At 59.4% G+C, this 14963-nt stretch carries 13 protein-coding genes; 7 read left to right on the forward strand and 6 right to left on the reverse strand.

The genetic code is table 11. The features are described from left to right. Window positions 1-3: 3 nt before the first annotated feature. Window positions 4-846: a foldase protein PrsA gene (locus ACP15N_RS18490; protein WP_425093795.1), complete on the reverse strand. Its 843-nt coding sequence runs from the start codon at window positions 844-846 to the stop codon at window positions 4-6. 229 nt (window positions 847-1075) lie between these two features. Here ACP15N_RS18490 and secA point away from each other — a divergent pair, with 229 nt between their 5' ends. Both secA and ACP15N_RS18500 read left to right on the forward strand, forming a co-directional pair. After that, window positions 1076-3793 carry a preprotein translocase subunit SecA gene (gene secA, locus ACP15N_RS18495; protein WP_425093852.1) on the forward strand — a complete coding sequence of 906 codons (2718 nt, stop codon included), beginning with the start codon at window positions 1076-1078 and terminating at the stop codon, window positions 3791-3793. Then, on the forward strand, window positions 3793-5319 hold the full coding sequence (locus ACP15N_RS18500; protein WP_425093796.1) for a hypothetical protein: 1527 nt from the start codon (window positions 3793-3795) through the stop codon (window positions 5317-5319). The genes secA and ACP15N_RS18500 overlap by 1 nt, the downstream gene beginning before the upstream one ends. Here the strand turns inward: ACP15N_RS18500 and radC are convergent. The 3 genes from radC to dnaK form a co-directional block, all read right to left on the reverse strand. Beyond that, on the reverse strand, window positions 5291-6043 hold the full coding sequence (gene radC, locus ACP15N_RS18505; protein ID WP_425093797.1) for a RadC family protein: 753 nt from the start codon (window positions 6041-6043) through the stop codon (window positions 5291-5293). The genes ACP15N_RS18500 and radC overlap by 29 nt on opposite strands. Before the next feature lie 35 nt (window positions 6044-6078). Then, the gene (dnaJ, locus tag ACP15N_RS18510) at window positions 6079-7239 is read right to left on the reverse strand and encodes a molecular chaperone DnaJ (protein ID WP_425093798.1); all 1161 of its coding nucleotides are present in this window, start codon (window positions 7237-7239) and stop codon (window positions 6079-6081) included. A gap of 76 nt (window positions 7240-7315) precedes the next feature. Further along, window positions 7316-9232, reverse strand: a complete 1917-nt coding sequence (gene dnaK, locus ACP15N_RS18515; RefSeq protein WP_425093799.1) for a molecular chaperone DnaK — start codon at window positions 9230-9232, stop codon at window positions 7316-7318. A 165-nt stretch (window positions 9233-9397) separates the two neighbouring features. Here dnaK and ACP15N_RS18520 point away from each other — a divergent pair, with 165 nt between their 5' ends. Next, window positions 9398-10030 carry an alpha-ketoglutarate-dependent dioxygenase AlkB family protein gene (locus tag ACP15N_RS18520; protein WP_425093800.1) on the forward strand — a complete coding sequence of 211 codons (633 nt, stop codon included), beginning with the start codon at window positions 9398-9400 and terminating at the stop codon, window positions 10028-10030. A 6-nt stretch (window positions 10031-10036) separates the two neighbouring features. On the opposite strand, the gene ACP15N_RS18525 is transcribed toward ACP15N_RS18520, so the two are convergent. Next, complete coding sequence (locus tag ACP15N_RS18525) at window positions 10037-10858, reverse strand: ABC transporter permease (protein ID WP_425093801.1); 822 nt, start codon at window positions 10856-10858, stop codon at window positions 10037-10039. 130 nt (window positions 10859-10988) lie between these two features. Between ACP15N_RS18525 and cysQ the strand changes: the two genes are divergently transcribed. Together cysQ and ACP15N_RS18535 are read left to right on the forward strand one after the other, a co-directional pair. After that, the gene (gene cysQ, locus ACP15N_RS18530) at window positions 10989-11786 is read left to right on the forward strand and encodes a 3'(2'),5'-bisphosphate nucleotidase CysQ (RefSeq protein ID WP_425093802.1); all 798 of its coding nucleotides are present in this window, start codon (window positions 10989-10991) and stop codon (window positions 11784-11786) included. Beyond that, window positions 11787-12587: a 3-deoxy-manno-octulosonate cytidylyltransferase gene (locus tag ACP15N_RS18535; RefSeq protein ID WP_425093803.1), complete on the forward strand. Its 801-nt coding sequence runs from the start codon at window positions 11787-11789 to the stop codon at window positions 12585-12587. Window positions 12588-12626: 39 nt separating this feature from the next. Here ACP15N_RS18535 and ACP15N_RS18540 read toward each other — a convergent pair whose 3' ends face one another. Beyond that, window positions 12627-12803 carry a hypothetical protein gene (locus tag ACP15N_RS18540; RefSeq protein WP_425093804.1) on the reverse strand — a complete coding sequence of 59 codons (177 nt, stop codon included), beginning with the start codon at window positions 12801-12803 and terminating at the stop codon, window positions 12627-12629. Window positions 12804-12861: 58 nt separating this feature from the next. Between ACP15N_RS18540 and galU the strand changes: the two genes are divergently transcribed. Both galU and ACP15N_RS18550 read left to right on the forward strand, forming a co-directional pair. After that, window positions 12862-13755 carry a UTP--glucose-1-phosphate uridylyltransferase GalU gene (gene galU, locus ACP15N_RS18545; protein WP_425093805.1) on the forward strand — a complete coding sequence of 298 codons (894 nt, stop codon included), beginning with the start codon at window positions 12862-12864 and terminating at the stop codon, window positions 13753-13755. A gap of 67 nt (window positions 13756-13822) precedes the next feature. Continuing rightward, the gene (locus ACP15N_RS18550; protein ID WP_425093806.1) at window positions 13823-14845 is read left to right on the forward strand and encodes a glycosyltransferase family 2 protein; all 1023 of its coding nucleotides are present in this window, start codon (window positions 13823-13825) and stop codon (window positions 14843-14845) included. Window positions 14846-14963 lie beyond the last annotated feature (118 nt).

The following is a 14963-nucleotide window of genomic DNA, read 5'->3' on the forward strand; positions in this document are numbered from 1 at the left end:
GGATCAGTCGATCAGTGTGCTATCGCGGATCGCCGACGGGTCCACTTCGACCTCGGGACGCTCGACAGCGACACCTGCGGTGAGAGACTCAATTGCCTCCTGAATGGCGGCGGTTTCCAGTTCGCTGGTCAGTTCGGCGCGCATCGACTCAAGGCTGGGCGGCTGTTTCTCGCGGGTTTCGACAAGACGAATGACGTGCCAGCCGAACTGGGTCTGAACGGGTGAGGAGACTTCGCCTGTTTCGAGGGCGATGACAGCGTTTTCGAAAGGGGCCACCATCATGCCAGCCGAGAACCAACCCAGATCGCCGCCATTGGGGCCCGAAGGCCCTATCGATTTGGCTTGCGCAAGTTCGCCGAAGTCGGCGCCACCCTGAAGCTCTTCGATCAGCGCGGCCGCTTCTTCTTCGGTCTCTACGAGAATATGCGCGGCGTTGTATTCCTGCTCCGGCTCGTTGTTCTCGAAACGCGCGTCGTAGGCGGCCTGAATAGCTTCCTCCGTCACTGCGGCTGCGGCCGCGCCGCCAAGCACGTAATTGGCGAGATAAGAGCGCCGCGCGTTTTCCAGCCCAAGCTCGGCCCGGACCGGGACAGTGTCGCCCAGGGATTGCGCCAGAGCAGATTGTTGGATCAACTGGTCGAGAATACCATCAAACAGCACGTTGTCCGGCAATTGCTTGTACTCGGCCGGAAGGTTCTCTTGAACGGAGATCAGATGGCCCAGTGTGATGTCTTCGCCGCCGACCGTGGCCAGAACCGTGCTTGTATCCTGCGCCTGCGCTGCGAGCGGCAGAGCGAGGAATCCGCCGACAAGCAGGGCTGCGGCTGGTTTGATTGAAAATGTCACGGATGTGTCTCCTTTTGCGCGCGTCTCAAGCGGCGTTTTGGCCTGTCCAGTTAGGTCACGTTGACAGTTTTGGGGTGGCCCCTTATGTGCGATCAGGACCCCGAAAGGCCGTGCAGGCCGCAGCGTCTCATGCCGTTTCTATGCCGCAGCCGAGGCGCGGGCAAGCGCGGAGCGTCGGGCACAGATCACGATCGGTCGAGACGGCCGCAACCGGAGCGAAATGGCGCATATGCTTGGTATTGGAACAGTCGCGAAAAAGGTGTTCGGCACACCCAACGATCGCAAAGTCAAATCGGTCCGGTCGACGGTCGCCAAGATCAACGCTCTGGAGCCGGAGTTTCAAGCGCTCGATGACGCGGGGCTGATCGCGAAGACGGAAGAGTTCAAACAACGGATCGCAGATGGTGAAAGCCTCGATGATCTCCTGCCCGAAGCGTTTGCCAATGCGCGCGAGGGGGCACGGCGTGCGCTTGGCCTGCGGGCCTTCGATACGCAACTGATCGGCGGGATTTTCCTCCATCAGGGGAATATCTCGGAAATGAAGACCGGTGAGGGGAAGACACTGGTCGCCACACTTCCGGCGTATCTGAACGCCCTGACCGGACGGGGCGTGCACATCGTTACGGTTAACGACTATCTCGCGCGGCGTGACAGCGAATGGATGGGCAAGGTCTATGCGCAGCTGGGGCTGACGACCGGGGTTGTGGTTCCCATGCAGCCGGATGAGGAGAAGCGTGCGGCCTATGCGGCTGACGTGACCTATGCGACCAATAACGAGCTGGGTTTTGATTACCTGCGCGATAACATGCGCTCTGAACTCGATCAGCTGTCGCAGCGCGGGCACTACTTCGCCATTGTCGACGAAGTGGACAGTATTCTGATCGACGAAGCGCGAACGCCGTTGATCATTTCGGGTCCGAGCGAGGACAAGAGTGACCTGTACGTGAAGGTCAACGCCCTGATCCCGCGCGTCTCTGAGGATCACTACGCGCTGGATGAAAAGACACGCAGTGTCACGTTCACGGACGAAGGCAATGAGTTTCTCGAGGAGTTGTTGCTTGCCGAAGGTCTCCTGCCGGAGGACCAGTCACTGTACGATCCAGAATCCACGACGCTTGTGCACCATGTGAACCAGGGCCTGCGGGCGCATAAGCTGTTCACGAAGGATCAGCAGTACATCGTCCGCGGTGGCGAAGTGGTTCTGGTTGATGAGTTTACGGGCCGAATGACCCCGGGGCGACGCTTGTCCGACGGGTTGCACCAGGCGATCGAGGCAAAGGAGGGTGTCGAGATCAAATCGGAGAATGTCACCCTCGCATCCGTGACGTTCCAGAACTATTTCCGTTTGTATGAGAAACTGGCGGGCATGACCGGGACGGCCGTGACCGAAGCGGAGGAGTTTGCCGAGATTTACGGTCTGGGCGTGGTCGAAATTCCGACCAACAAACCCATCGCCCGCGAAGACGAGCACGATCAGATCTATCGCACCGCGGAAGAGAAGTTCGTCGCAATCGTCAAGACCATCGGCGAGGCACACGCCAAGGGGCAACCGGTTCTCGTCGGCACGACATCGATCGACAAGTCGGAATACCTTTCAAGTCTTTTGAAAGAAGCTGGAATACCACACAACGTTCTGAATGCCCGCCAGCATGAACAGGAAGCCCAGATCGTGGCAGATGCCGGCAAGCTGGGTGCGGTGACGATCGCCACCAACATGGCGGGGCGCGGAACCGATATTCAGTTGGGCGGCAATGTCGAGTTGAAGGTTTTGCAAGCTCTGGCCGAGGATCCCGACGCGCATCCCGATGAAGTGCGGGCGCGGATCGAAGCGGAACATGCCGACGAAAAAGAGAAGGTTCTGGCGGCAGGTGGCTTGTTCGTGCTGGCAACCGAGCGGCACGAAAGCCGCCGGATCGACAACCAGTTGCGCGGTCGGTCCGGGCGTCAGGGCGACCCGGGCCGATCGTCCTTCTTCTTGAGCCTCGAAGACGACTTGATGCGTATTTTCGGGTCTGAGCGCCTCGACAAGGTGCTGTCTTCGCTCGGTATGAAAGAGGGCGAGGCGATCATCCACCCTTGGGTGAACAAGTCGTTGGAGAAGGCGCAGGCGAAGGTAGAAGGCCGCAACTTCGATATCCGCAAGCAGTTGCTGAAGTTCGATGACGTGATGAACGACCAACGCAAGACGATCTTCAGCCAGCGGATGGAGATTATGGAGGCTGAAGACGTTTCCGAGATCACCCGTGATATGCGCCATCAGGTGATTGACGACCTCGTTGACGCCTATATTCCCGAGAGGTCCTACGCCGATCAATGGGATACCGAGGGGCTGAAACAGGCCGTTCTGGACAAGCTTGGTCTTGACGAAGACGTGGTTGCCTGGGGGGCAGAAGAAGGCGTCGACGACGAGGTTATCCGTGAACGTCTGACCAAGGCGTCCGACGAGTTCATGGCGGCCAAGGCCGCGCAATTCGGCGTCGAGAACATGCGCCGGATCGAAAAACAGCTGTTGCTTCAGACGATTGACGGCAAGTGGCGCGATCACCTGCTGACCCTCGAACACCTGCGGTCCGTCGTGGGATTTCGCGGGTATGCGCAGCGCGATCCGCTGAACGAATACAAGACCGAGGGCTTTCAGTTGTTCGGAAGCCTGCTGGACAGCCTACGCACCGAGGTCTCCGAAAAGCTCGCGCAGATTCGCCCTTTGAGCGAGGAAGAACAGCGCGCGATGCTGGAACAGATTGCCGCCCAGCAAGCGGCGATGGCGAAGGCTGCCGAAGGGGCGTCGGCAGCGGCTGCGGGGGCGCCGTCACCGGATGCACCTACGCCACTGATCGATGGGTTCAAAGAGGACGATCCGACCACATGGGGCAATCCCGGACGCAATGATCCATGCCCCTGTGGCTCAGGCAAGAAGTTCAAGCATTGCCACGGGCGTTATACCTGATGCGCCAGACCGCGTTGGCCTTTCTGGCCTGCGCGCTGTTTGGCCTACCGGCACTTGCAGATCCGATCACGCTACACGCGCGGGTTGGCAGTTTTAGTGTAACCGGCACTCTGCTGAGCTTTGACGGGGATTACTATCGGCTGGCATCCGAAGACGGGGTGGTGTCGCTCCGCGCGGCGGCGGTCCAGTGTGTGGGCGGTGCTTGTCCGGCACCCGGAGAGACCACCGGGTTTACCATCGCGGCGGCAGATAGCCTTGTTGACGTTCTGGTGCCTGCGCTGGTTCGTGCGTTCGCCGCGCAGAATGCCCTATCTGTGGACCGGCCATCTGATCAAGACGGTGCGGTTTTTCTGCTGACTGGAAATGGCGCTGACACAAGGCGCTTTTCGATCAAAATGCGCCGGATGAGCACCTCCGAAGCTTTTGCCGAGCTTGCCGCTCAGACGTCGGACCTTGCCATCACGGACCGTTCCATTTCCGAGGCAGAGTGGACGATCCTCAAAGATGCTGGCCTTGGCGACATGACCGCGCCAGGTCGGGAGCGTTTGCTCGCTTTGGACGGGCTGTCGATCGTGGTCTCGCCGCGTCGCGAAACAGAGGATGTGTCACTGGGCGCTTTGGCGGAAACACTGTCGACGGTGACACCGAGTTGGCATTTGTTGCAGGACGGCGCCACGGAACCCTTGTCGTTGACCATGCGCGCGTTGGCCGAGGATCTGCCCCGTTTGAACTTGCTGCTTGGGCAGGTGTCCGCGTCGGTCGAGTACCGCGTCAATGGAGCGGGTGTGGCGCAGGCCGTGCGCGCGGACCCGATGCGGCTGGGTGTGCTTGCCGCGAGCGAGGCCGGAGCTTCGCGGGCACTGGCCCTGCGCGAGGGGTGTGGATTGCGCCACGCGCCGGATACCACCCAACTCGCCACCGGGCGCTACCCTTGGATGCTGCCGATCAAGGCGTATCGGCCGGATGTTCGGGCGTCGCGAGACCTGGAAGCTTTCGAAGCGTTTCTTACCTCCGACGCCGCCGCCGGCGTGATCCGGAGAGCCGGGTTTTCCCGGCCCATCGCGCAGTCTGTTGCCAGCGACCTGGCCGAACGGGCCCTGGTCGCCCTGAGGCTTGCGGACGCTTCGCGCCTTTCTGAGTTGCAAACGCTTGTTTCCGTGTTGTCAGACGCAGAACAGGTCGGGGTGTCAGTGCCTGCGCGTAGCGATCTTGGACCGATGCGCGGTTTGCGGCGTCTCGCGCTGCGGGAGCTTGCCGATGGGATCGCGTCTGGAGCCTTGCCGGCCGACCGTCTGCTGCTTTTGGCGAGCGGGCCATCGCCTGAGGAGGCTGCCAGCTATGCGCAAGCCCTGATTGCGGAATTGAATGATGCCGTTCCCCGGCTGTCGGCCGAACAGATCACTGTTCTGCCAAACGGCGCTCTCTTGCCGGTTTCGTGCCCGAACGCACCTTGGGCGGACTGGATGACCGCGCGAGTCGATGTCTGGCTGCTGCCGGCTACAGGTAGCCCTGAGCGCGAAAACTGACTTGCCGGGATTTTCCGATCACGAGATGATCATGCAGCGTTATCCCCAGCACCTCTGTTGCATCACGGATGCTGTAGGTCATCGTGATGTCCTGTTCGGACGGTGTCGGATCTCCGGAGGGATGGTTATGGACAAGGATCAAAGCTGACGCGTTCAGTTCAAGCGCCCGCTTGGCGACTTCGCGTGGATAGACCGGAACGTGATTGACCGTGCCCTTTGCTTGCGGCTCATCCGCGATCAATACGTTCTTGTTGTCCAGGTACAGGACGCGAAAATGCTCTGTTTCTTGATGGGCGAGTGCTGTCTGGCAATAATCCAGAAGCGCGTCCCAGCTTGAGACCACGGGGCGGTTCAGTACACGCCCCTTTGCCATCCGATGCGCTGCTGCCTCAACGATCTTCAACTCGGTTATCACGGCATCTCCGACGCCGTCGGTCGCGCGCAAGCGGGCGATAGGGGCGGAAATGACGTGATTGAAGTCGCCGAACCCATCCAACAGTTTCCGGGCGAGCGGTTTTACGTCCTGCCGTGGGATGGCCCGGAACAGCACCAGTTCCAGAAGCTCGTAATCCGGGAGCGCATCCGCGCCCCCTTCAAGAAACCGGGTACGCAGCCGTTTGCGGTGATTCTTGATGTAGGAGGGCAATTTGCCCCCAGGCACGACAGGCTCGGCCCCTTGAAACAGGGGCAAGCATGTGTCGTGAAAAGCGGGGTCCCGGGGCATGGATGCACCTTGCCCCGGTCACGGTTAAGCGATGGTTAACCTGTGAGATCGTCCCAGAAACTCTTCGCCTTCTTGAAGAACTTCGAGGTTTCCGGCTGATTATCTTCGCTCAGTTCTTCGAACTCGCGCAGGAGCTCTTTCTGGCGCTTGGTCAGGTTCACCGGCGTTTCGACGGCGACCTCGATGAACATCTCGCCGGTTTCGTTGCCGCGCAGGGCAGGCATTCCCTTGCCGCGCAGACGCATCTGGCGACCGGACTGGCTGCCCGCCGGTATCTTCACCCGTGAGCGGCCGCCATCGATGGTCGGCACCTCCACATCCCCGCCAAGGGCTGCGGCGGCCATGGAGACCGGCACACGACAATAGAGGTCCATGCCATCCCGCTGGAAAATCTGGTGTTCCTGCACTTCGATAAAGATGTACAGATCGCCCGATGGTCCGCCGCGCATGCCCGCGTCGCCTTCGCCCGCCAGTCGGATGCGGGTGCCCGTCTCCACCCCTGCGGGAATGTTCACTGACAGGGTGCGTTCCTTTTCCACCTGGCCGGAGCCACGGCAAACGGAGCAGGGGTTCTTTATGATCTGCCCCATGCCAGAACATGTCGGACACGTGCGTTCGACCGTGAAGAAGCCTTGTTGCGCGCGGACCTTGCCCATGCCCGAGCAGGTCGGGCAGGTCACAGGCTCCGCACCCCCTTCGGCTCCGGTGCCGCTACACGCGTCGCAACTGACGCTGCCGGGCACCGATATCGTCTTTTGCAGGCCCTTGTAGGCATCTTCGAGGGAGATGCGCAGATTGTACCGCAAGTCCGATCCGCGGGCGGCACGTTGTCGTCCACCCCCCGGGCCACGCTGACCCCCCATGAAATCGCCGAACAGATCCTCGAACACATCCGAGAACGCGGATGCGAAATCGCCCTGACCCTGTGGCCCGTATCCACCACGCGCGCCGCCGGGTCCGCCGCTGCCATTCTCGAATGCAGCGTGGCCATAGCGGTCATAGGCGGCCTTCTTGTTTTCGTCCTTCAGGACGTCATACGCCTCGTTTGCTTCCTTGAACTGGGCTTCCGCATCGGGATTGTCTGCATTCCTGTCAGGATGCAGTTCCTTGGCTTTTGCCCGAAACCCTTTCTTGATTTCGTCCGCCGAAGCGCCTTTGGACACGCCAAGGACTTCGTAGTAGTCGCGTTTGGCCATGACCGGTCCTTCTGTTGTGAACGGCGACGCCGGCCCGCATCAGCGGACCGGCGCGGCATGTTCGTCTAACCGGCCTTTAGCCGCGCTTCTGGTTATCGAGATCTTCGAAGTCCGCATCGACGATATCATCGTCAACGCCCTGCGGTTCATCGGCGTTCTCGGGCGCGTCTTCGCCGCTGGCTTCCTGTTGCGCCTTGTAGATCGCTTCGCCCAGTTTCATGGCCGCATCGGTCACGTTCTGAACGCCGGACTTGATCTTGCCAGCATCTTCGGTCTCCAGCGTTTCCTTCAGCGCGGAAACGGCCAGTTCGATCGCCTCCACGGTCGAAGGATCGACCTTGTCGCCGTGCTCTTCCAAAGACTTCTCGGTCGAATGAATCAGGCTCTCTGCCTGGTTCTTCGTCTCCACCAGCTCCTTGCGCTCCTTGTCGGCATCCGCATTTGCTTCGGCATCGCGCACCATCTGCTCGATCTCGTCATCCGACAGACCGCCGGACGCTTGGATCGTGATGTTCTGCTCTTTGCCGGTGCCCTTGTCTTTTGCGGACACGGATACGATGCCGTTGGCGTCGATATCGAAGGTCACCTCGATTTGCGGCAAGCCACGCGGGGCGGGCGGAATATCCTCAAGGTTGAACTGGCCAAGCATCTTGTTGTCGCCCGCCATTTCGCGCTCACCCTGGAAGACCCGGATCGTCACGGCGTTCTGGTTGTCCTCCGCGGTCGAGAAAACCTGCGATTTCTTCGTCGGAATGGTCGTGTTGCGATCAATCAGACGGGTGAACACGCCACCCAGCGTCTCGATCCCCAGCGACAGTGGGGTCACATCCAGAAGGACCACGTCCTTCACATCCCCTTGCAGAACACCTGCCTGGATCGCGGCGCCCATGGCGACGACTTCGTCCGGATTCACGCCCTTGTGCGGCTCCTTGCCAAAGAACTTCGACACTTCGTCGATCACTTTCGGCATCCGGGTCATACCCCCGACCAGAACGATCTCATCGATGTCGTCCTTGCCGAGACCGGCGTCTTTCAAAGCGGCCTGGCAAGGCTTCAGCGACGCCTTGATCAGGTCATTGACGAGGCTTTCCAGCTTCGCGCGGGTCAGCTTCATGACGAGGTGAAGCGGCTGGCCGCCATTAGGGTCCATGGAGATGAACGGCTGGTTGATCTCGGTCTGGCTGGACGAAGACAGCTCAATCTTCGCTTTTTCCGCAGCTTCCTTCAGACGCTGCAGTGCCATCTTGTCCTTGGTCAGATCAACGCCGTGTTCCTTCTTGAACTCGTCGGCAAGGTAATTGACGATCCGCATGTCGAAATCTTCGCCGCCAAGGAACGTGTCCCCGTTGGTCGACTTCACTTCGAACAGACCATCGTCGATCTCGAGGATCGTGATGTCGAACGTACCACCGCCAAGGTCATAGACCGCGATGGTGTGGCTCTCGGACTTGTCGAGACCGTAGGCAAGGGCTGCTGCTGTCGGTTCATTGATGATCCGCAGCACTTCAAGGCCCGCGATCTTGCCAGCATCCTTGGTGGCCTGGCGCTGCGCATCGTTGAAGTACGCGGGCACCGTGATGACGGCCTGCGTCACGTCTTCGCCAAGGTAACTTTCGGCGGTTTCCTTCATCTTCTGAAGGATCAGGGCAGAAACCTGTGCGGGAGAGTATTTCTCATCCCGGATGCCTACCCATGCATCTCCGTTGCCGCCATTGACGACTTCGTATGGAAGATTTTTCTTGTCCTTCTCAAGCGCCGGGTCGTCAAAACGACGGCCGATCAGGCGCTTGACACCGAATACGGTATTTTCCGGGTTCGTGACAGCCTGGCGTTTTGCCGGCTGGCCGACCAGGCGTTCATCGTCGGTGTAACCGACAATCGAGGGCGTTGTACGCGCCCCTTCGGAGTTCTCAATGACACGCGGTTGCGACCCATCCATGATGGCAACGCAAGAGTTCGTCGTGCCGAGATCGATACCAATGACTTTTCCCATTGCTATAGTCCCTTTCGTCGTGGCGATAGTTGCGAAACAGAACCCGAGAGCGGCGTCCTGTCTCTGATCCCAAAATGATCACGGGGCCCGCGATCCACTTCCCGGCGTATATAAGGAGGGGTCTGTAGCGCTGCAACCATCACACCCCCGAAGGAGGGACGCATTTTGCAGAAAATTCTGCCCGAAAAGCCGGAAAAACCGGGTTTGAACCTGCGCGGGGTTACGATTTATCAAGACCTCCTTGATCGCGCTGCACAAGAGGCGCTTTTGGAGGACGTTCGTGCGATGGTCAGGGCAGCGCCGCTCTATTCGCCCGTGACGCCTTCGGGGCGCAAGATGTCGGTGCGCATGAGCGCGGCGGGACAGTACGGATGGATCTCTGACCGACGCGGGTATCGCTACAGCAGCCATCACCCTTCCGGGGCGCCGTGGCCAGACATTCCCCAGCGCATTCTGGGGTTGTGGGAACGGGTGACCGGGTATCCGCGCACTCCGGAATGTTGTCTTGTAAACTTCTATACCGTCGACGCGCGTATGGGCTTGCATCAGGATCGGGACGAGGCCGATTTGAACGCGCCGGTTTTGTCGTTGTCTTTGGGTGATGACGCCTTGTTTCGGGTCGGCAACACGACACGTGGCGGCAAGACGGAGTCGCTCTGGTTGAGATCAGGCGATGTCGCCGTTTTGGGAGGCTCTGCACGGCTTGCCTATCACGGGGTGGATCGGATTCGCGCGGGCTCTTCGGACTTGTTGCGCGATGGCGGGCGCATCAACCTGACACTGCGGGTTGTGACCTGACGGCGTTCAGCGTCTCGCGTTCCAACTTATGGACGCCTTGTTGCGCGTGTAGAATTCGCCCATCAGACCAATTGCCAGACATCCGAGTGCGACCCACAATGGGTATTCAAGGTTGGTATTTCGAGGGTCGTAATTGATGAAGATATAGCCGCGCATCTGATCGATCAGGTGGAACAGGGGGTTCCACGTGAACAAGACCAACATGAAGCCCGGCAAGGAGTTCGCGACAAACATCTTGCCGCTGGCGAACATGTTGATCCGGCTGTAGATCGTCATCACCATTTTCGAGGCCTGAGGGACCCAGGGCCTGAGCGCCAGGAACATCATTCCGATCGAAACGCCCGACAACCATGTAACCATGTAGACCTTCAAAACACCGCCGAAATCCGCGAATTCCACCGAATGCCAGCCGATATGGTAGAAGATCAGGGTGATCGTTATGGACAGGGTCTGAATGTAAAGCGCGCTGAGCGCCGCGGCGCAGATCGCGATCATTGTATTCATGTTGGCATGTTTCATCATGGGGGAGGCTGGCCCCTCCGCCCCGTATACCGACATCATGGATTTGTTGAACACGAGGAACAGGAATACACCCGACAGGATGTATAGCAGGAAGTCGCCGCGCAGACCTGCCCCCTGAACGCCAAGGATCGCGAACATCGCGAAAAAGGCCCCGACAAAAACAAACGTCTGAAAAATGTTGATGAAAATACTCATCAAGGCGTTGCCATGGTCCTTGCGGACGTCCCGCACCGTCGCATGATAGATCAGCGACCAGACGCGAATGGCCATCGCGACTGTCGACGTGTTTTGTTCTGTTCTGAACATCGGGACCGATTGTTGTTTTGGCACGGAGCTCGCTCGGACTTTGGGGACAAACAGTTGCGGTTCCTTTAATCGCGCAGCATAGAGCATTGCAAAGGCCGATCAACCGAACCGCAAAGGCATTGCCCCAGATATGGATTTTCAGCATCTAACCGCCGTTATTCGCTCCCTCGCCCTCGAAGCGGGCGACGCCATCATGCAAATTTACAACTCCGACGATTTCGATGTGCGTGCAAAGTCGGATGATAGTCCTGTCACCGCTGCCGACGAAGCCGCCGATGCGCTGATATCGGCCGGTCTTGCGAAGGCTTTTCCGGATGTTCTCTGTGTCACCGAGGAGCAGGCTGCGTCACATTCCGAAACCGCAGGCACCTTCTTCATTGTTGATCCACTGGACGGTACCAAGGAGTTTGTGCACCGACGCGGCGATTTTACCGTGAACATCGCGTATGTTGTCGATGGCGTGCCCATGCGCGGCGTTGTCTACGCACCAGCCAAGAACCGGCTGTTCTACACGCAGCCCGATGGCACGTCCGTGGAGGAAACCGGTGATCTGGCTCCCGAAACGGCAGGCCCAGTAACCCCGATCTCCGTCACCGAACCGGACAATTCGGCGCTCATGGTTGTCGCGTCCAAGTCTCACCGCGATCAGGCGACGGAGGATTATATTTCGCAGTATGCTGTCAAGGACATGACCTCCGCCGGATCGTCGCTCAAGTTCTGTTTGGTAGCCACCGGAGAGGCGGATTTCTATCCGCGTCTCGGGCGGACGATGGAATGGGACACGGCGGCGGGCGATGCCGTTCTGCGCGGAGCAGGAGGGCAGGTGCTCAGGTTTGATGACCACACGCCGCTCAGCTATGGCAAGTCAGGTTACGAGAACCCGTTCTTCATCGCGACCGCACCGGGCGTCGTTTTGAAAGGCGCGTAAATGTCGGTTCTGGTCGTCATCCCGGCGCGTTACGCCTCGTCGCGGTATCCCGGCAAACCGCTTGTCCCGCTGAAAGGGGCGACGGGCGTTTCGCGCACACTTCTGGCGCGCTCGTGGGAAGCGGCCTGTGCGGCCAAAGGCGTGGACCGTGTGGTGGTTGCCACGGATGATGACCGGATCGCAGTCCACGCGACCGAGATCGGGGCGGAGGTCGTGATGACCTCTACTGCGTGCCGCAATGGCACTGAACGGGTGGCCGAGGCTGTCTCCGTTCTGAAGGTCGAGCCAGAGATCGTCGTCAACCTTCAGGGCGATGCCCCCCTGACGCCTGCGTGGTTCGTCGAAGAGCTTGTTGAAGGCCTGCGTGCCGCGCCGGATGCCGATCTCGCAACACCGGTGTTGCGGTGCGATGGACGTGCGCTCAACGGGTTTCTGGACGACCGCCGCGCAGGACGTGTCGGGGGTACAACGGCCGTGTTTGGGGCGCAGGGTCAGGCGCTCTACTTTTCGAAAGAAGTCGTGCCCTACACTGATACCACCTACGCAGAGACAGAAGCGACTCCGGTGTTCCACCATGTCGGGCTCTACGCCTATCGGCCGGATGCGCTAAGCGCCTATGCTCACTGGCCAGTTGGCCCCCTGGAAATGCTCGAAGGTCTCGAACAACTGCGTTTTCTAGAGAACGGTCGCCGGGTTTTGTGTGTGCAGGTCGATGGCAAAGGGCGCCAGTTCTGGGAATTGAACAACCCCGAAGACGTCCCAAAGATCGAGTCGATGTTGGCGGAGATGGGGCAGGCCTGATCTTTTGGTATGCTCCCGATTTGACAGCAACAATGCTGTTCAGCGGCGAAAACATGCCACCTTCAAGAAACAATAGCGGATGCTGCGCAAATGCTTGTTTTTTGAAAGAACCGGTGTTGTTTCTGCCTCGAACGCTTGATTTCTCAAAGCAATTTTTCCCGCCATGCTGCGGCGCAGCAACAACGCATTGCCGATCCGGGCCGACGTGGTTGCCATCCACAGGCAAACCTGCACAGGATTGGGCAGCCAAGTTATGCACAGGTCAGGACATACTATGCCTCGCTCCGTAAAAACGGCCGTTTTTCCAGTTGCCGGCCTCGGAACCCGCTTTTTACCCGCTACAAAATCCGTCCCGAAGGAAATTATGACCCTCGTGGACAAGCCTCTCGTGCAGTACGCGATCGACGAAGCGCGCGCGGCAGGCATCGAAGAATTCATCTTTGTAACCTCGCGCGGCAAGAGCGCGCTCGAGGACTATTTTGATCAGGCGCCCCAGTTGGAGCAATCGCTCGAAGCAAAGGGCAAGACAGAGCTTCTGGATGTTCTGCGAAAGACGAACATGGAAAGCGGCGCGATCGCGTATATCCGCCAGACGCAGGCCTTGGGTCTTGGCCACGCGGTCTGGTGTGCCCGCCGGTTGATTGGCGACCGGCCGTTCGCAGTGATCCTGCCGGACGATGTGATCGCCGCCGATACGCCCTGCTTGCAACAGATGGTCGAAGCCTATCAGGAAACCGGCGGCAATATGGTGGCCACGATGGAGGTGCCCGCAGACAAGGCGTCGGCCTATGGCATCGTGGATATTGCCGAGGACATGGGATCGATCGTTTCGGTCAAAGGCATGGTCGAGAAGCCGTCGCAGGAAGAAGCCCCGTCGAACCTGGCTGTTATTGGACGCTACATCCTGACACCCAAGGTGCTGACCAACCTCGAAGAGGGCAAGCGCGGCGCTGGTGGCGAGATTCAACTTACAGACGCCATCGCTCAGGAGATTACGGATTCGGACAACGTCTACGGGTTCCGGTTTGCCGGGCAGCGGTTCGACTGCGGCTCCAAGGCGGGTTTCCTGCAGGCCACCGTTTCCTTCGCGTTGTCGCGGCCGGACCTAGCGCCGGAATTACAGGACTTCCTGCAAGAGCTGTCCTTTGCGAGCAAGGCCGCAGAGTAAACCGATCACTTGTGCCATATCATGGAGTAGCTAGTCTCGGCGCGATGTCCTAAACGGGTCGGCTCCGGTGATCAACGCTCTGCGACAAGCCTACAAGCTCCGCTGGAAACGGCGTGAACTTCTTTGGCGTGCATGGAAAGCGCGCCATGAACTGACCCCGGTCACGGACAGAACACGTTCGTTGCCGACCGAAGGCGTCTTGTGCTTCGCCTGTGTACGGAACGAGGCAGAACGGATTCCGTTTTGGCTGGCGCACTACCGGGCGCTTGGCGTCGTGCATTTTCTGATCGTGGATAATGACAGCACGGATGCCACCAGTGCTTTGCTACGGGACGCGTCCGATGTGTCGGTTTGGCGCACGTCTTCCAGTTACAAGGCCGCACGCTTCGGGATGGACTGGCTGACCGTTCTGCTGGCGCGCCACGGTCAGGATCGTTGGTGCCTGACCGCAGATGTGGATGAATTGCTGGTCTATCCGGATCATACGGCGCGACCCTTGCCATACCTGACGAGTGCACTCGACCAACATGGGCGCCGCGCGTTCGGTGCCTTGATGGTGGAGCTTTTTCCAAAGGGTCCGGTGGGCGCGCAGAAATACAGGCCAGGTCAGGATCCGACCGAAACCCTGCGGTGGTTGGACCCAACTCCGTATCGGACGCGCCGGCAGCCACATTTGAAAGCAACGCTCTATCAGGGTGGTATTCGAGACCGTGCGTTTTTCGCCGATGAGCCGAGGCGTGCGCCAACCCTGAACAAGATTCCGCTGGTCAAATGGCATTGGCGCTGGGCGTATCTCAACTCTACGCATTCTTTGTTGCCACCCCGGTTGAACGAGGTGTTTTCCACTCCCGGTCAATCTCGCCTTTCGGGCACATTGCTTCATACGAAGTTCTTGCCATCTGTCGTGCCCCGCTCGGTCGAGGAGAAGGCACGGCGTGAGCATTTTGGAAACAGCACACTTTTCGATGCTTATTACGACCGGTTGATCGAAAACCCCGATCTGTGGTTCCCGCAGGCTGTTGAATACACGGGCACCGATCAGCTTGAAGCACTGGGGTTCATGGCACGGGACGCTGAATGGGGGCCCTGACGCGCCCCGTTGTGGCAGACCTGAACTGCCGTTAGTCTTCGGGTAAGAACATTAACCATATATCGGGCATAGAGCGCGGGGCGGGTCCACGCCTTTGCGCACAGGTACAGGAGCAGGA

This window comes from Tropicimonas sp. S265A (genome assembly GCF_049800835.1).
GTDB lineage: Bacteria > Pseudomonadota > Alphaproteobacteria > Rhodobacterales > Rhodobacteraceae > Dinoroseobacter.

What these genes read in the sequence shown, in the direction of transcription:
- secA (WP_425093852.1), top strand. Translation starts at nt 1,076, where the DNA reads ATGCTTGGTATTGGAACAGTCGCGAAAAAGGTGTTCGGCACACCCAAC.
- ACP15N_RS18540 (WP_425093804.1), bottom strand. Translation starts at nt 12,803, where the DNA reads ATGGCAACCACGTCGGCCCGGATCGGCAATGCGTTGTTGCTGCGCCGC.
- galU (WP_425093805.1), top strand. Translation starts at nt 12,862, where the DNA reads ATGCCTCGCTCCGTAAAAACGGCCGTTTTTCCAGTTGCCGGCCTCGGA.
- ACP15N_RS18525 (WP_425093801.1), bottom strand. Translation starts at nt 10,858, where the DNA reads ATGTTCAGAACAGAACAAAACACGTCGACAGTCGCGATGGCCATTCGC.
- radC (WP_425093797.1), bottom strand. Translation starts at nt 6,043, where the DNA reads ATGCCCCGGGACCCCGCTTTTCACGACACATGCTTGCCCCTGTTTCAA.
- ACP15N_RS18535 (WP_425093803.1), top strand. Translation starts at nt 11,787, where the DNA reads ATGTCGGTTCTGGTCGTCATCCCGGCGCGTTACGCCTCGTCGCGGTAT.
- dnaJ (WP_425093798.1), bottom strand. Translation starts at nt 7,239, where the DNA reads ATGGCCAAACGCGACTACTACGAAGTCCTTGGCGTGTCCAAAGGCGCT.
- cysQ (WP_425093802.1), top strand. Translation starts at nt 10,989, where the DNA reads ATGGATTTTCAGCATCTAACCGCCGTTATTCGCTCCCTCGCCCTCGAA.
- ACP15N_RS18500 (WP_425093796.1), top strand. Translation starts at nt 3,793, where the DNA reads ATGCGCCAGACCGCGTTGGCCTTTCTGGCCTGCGCGCTGTTTGGCCTA.
- dnaK (WP_425093799.1), bottom strand. Translation starts at nt 9,232, where the DNA reads ATGGGAAAAGTCATTGGTATCGATCTCGGCACGACGAACTCTTGCGTT.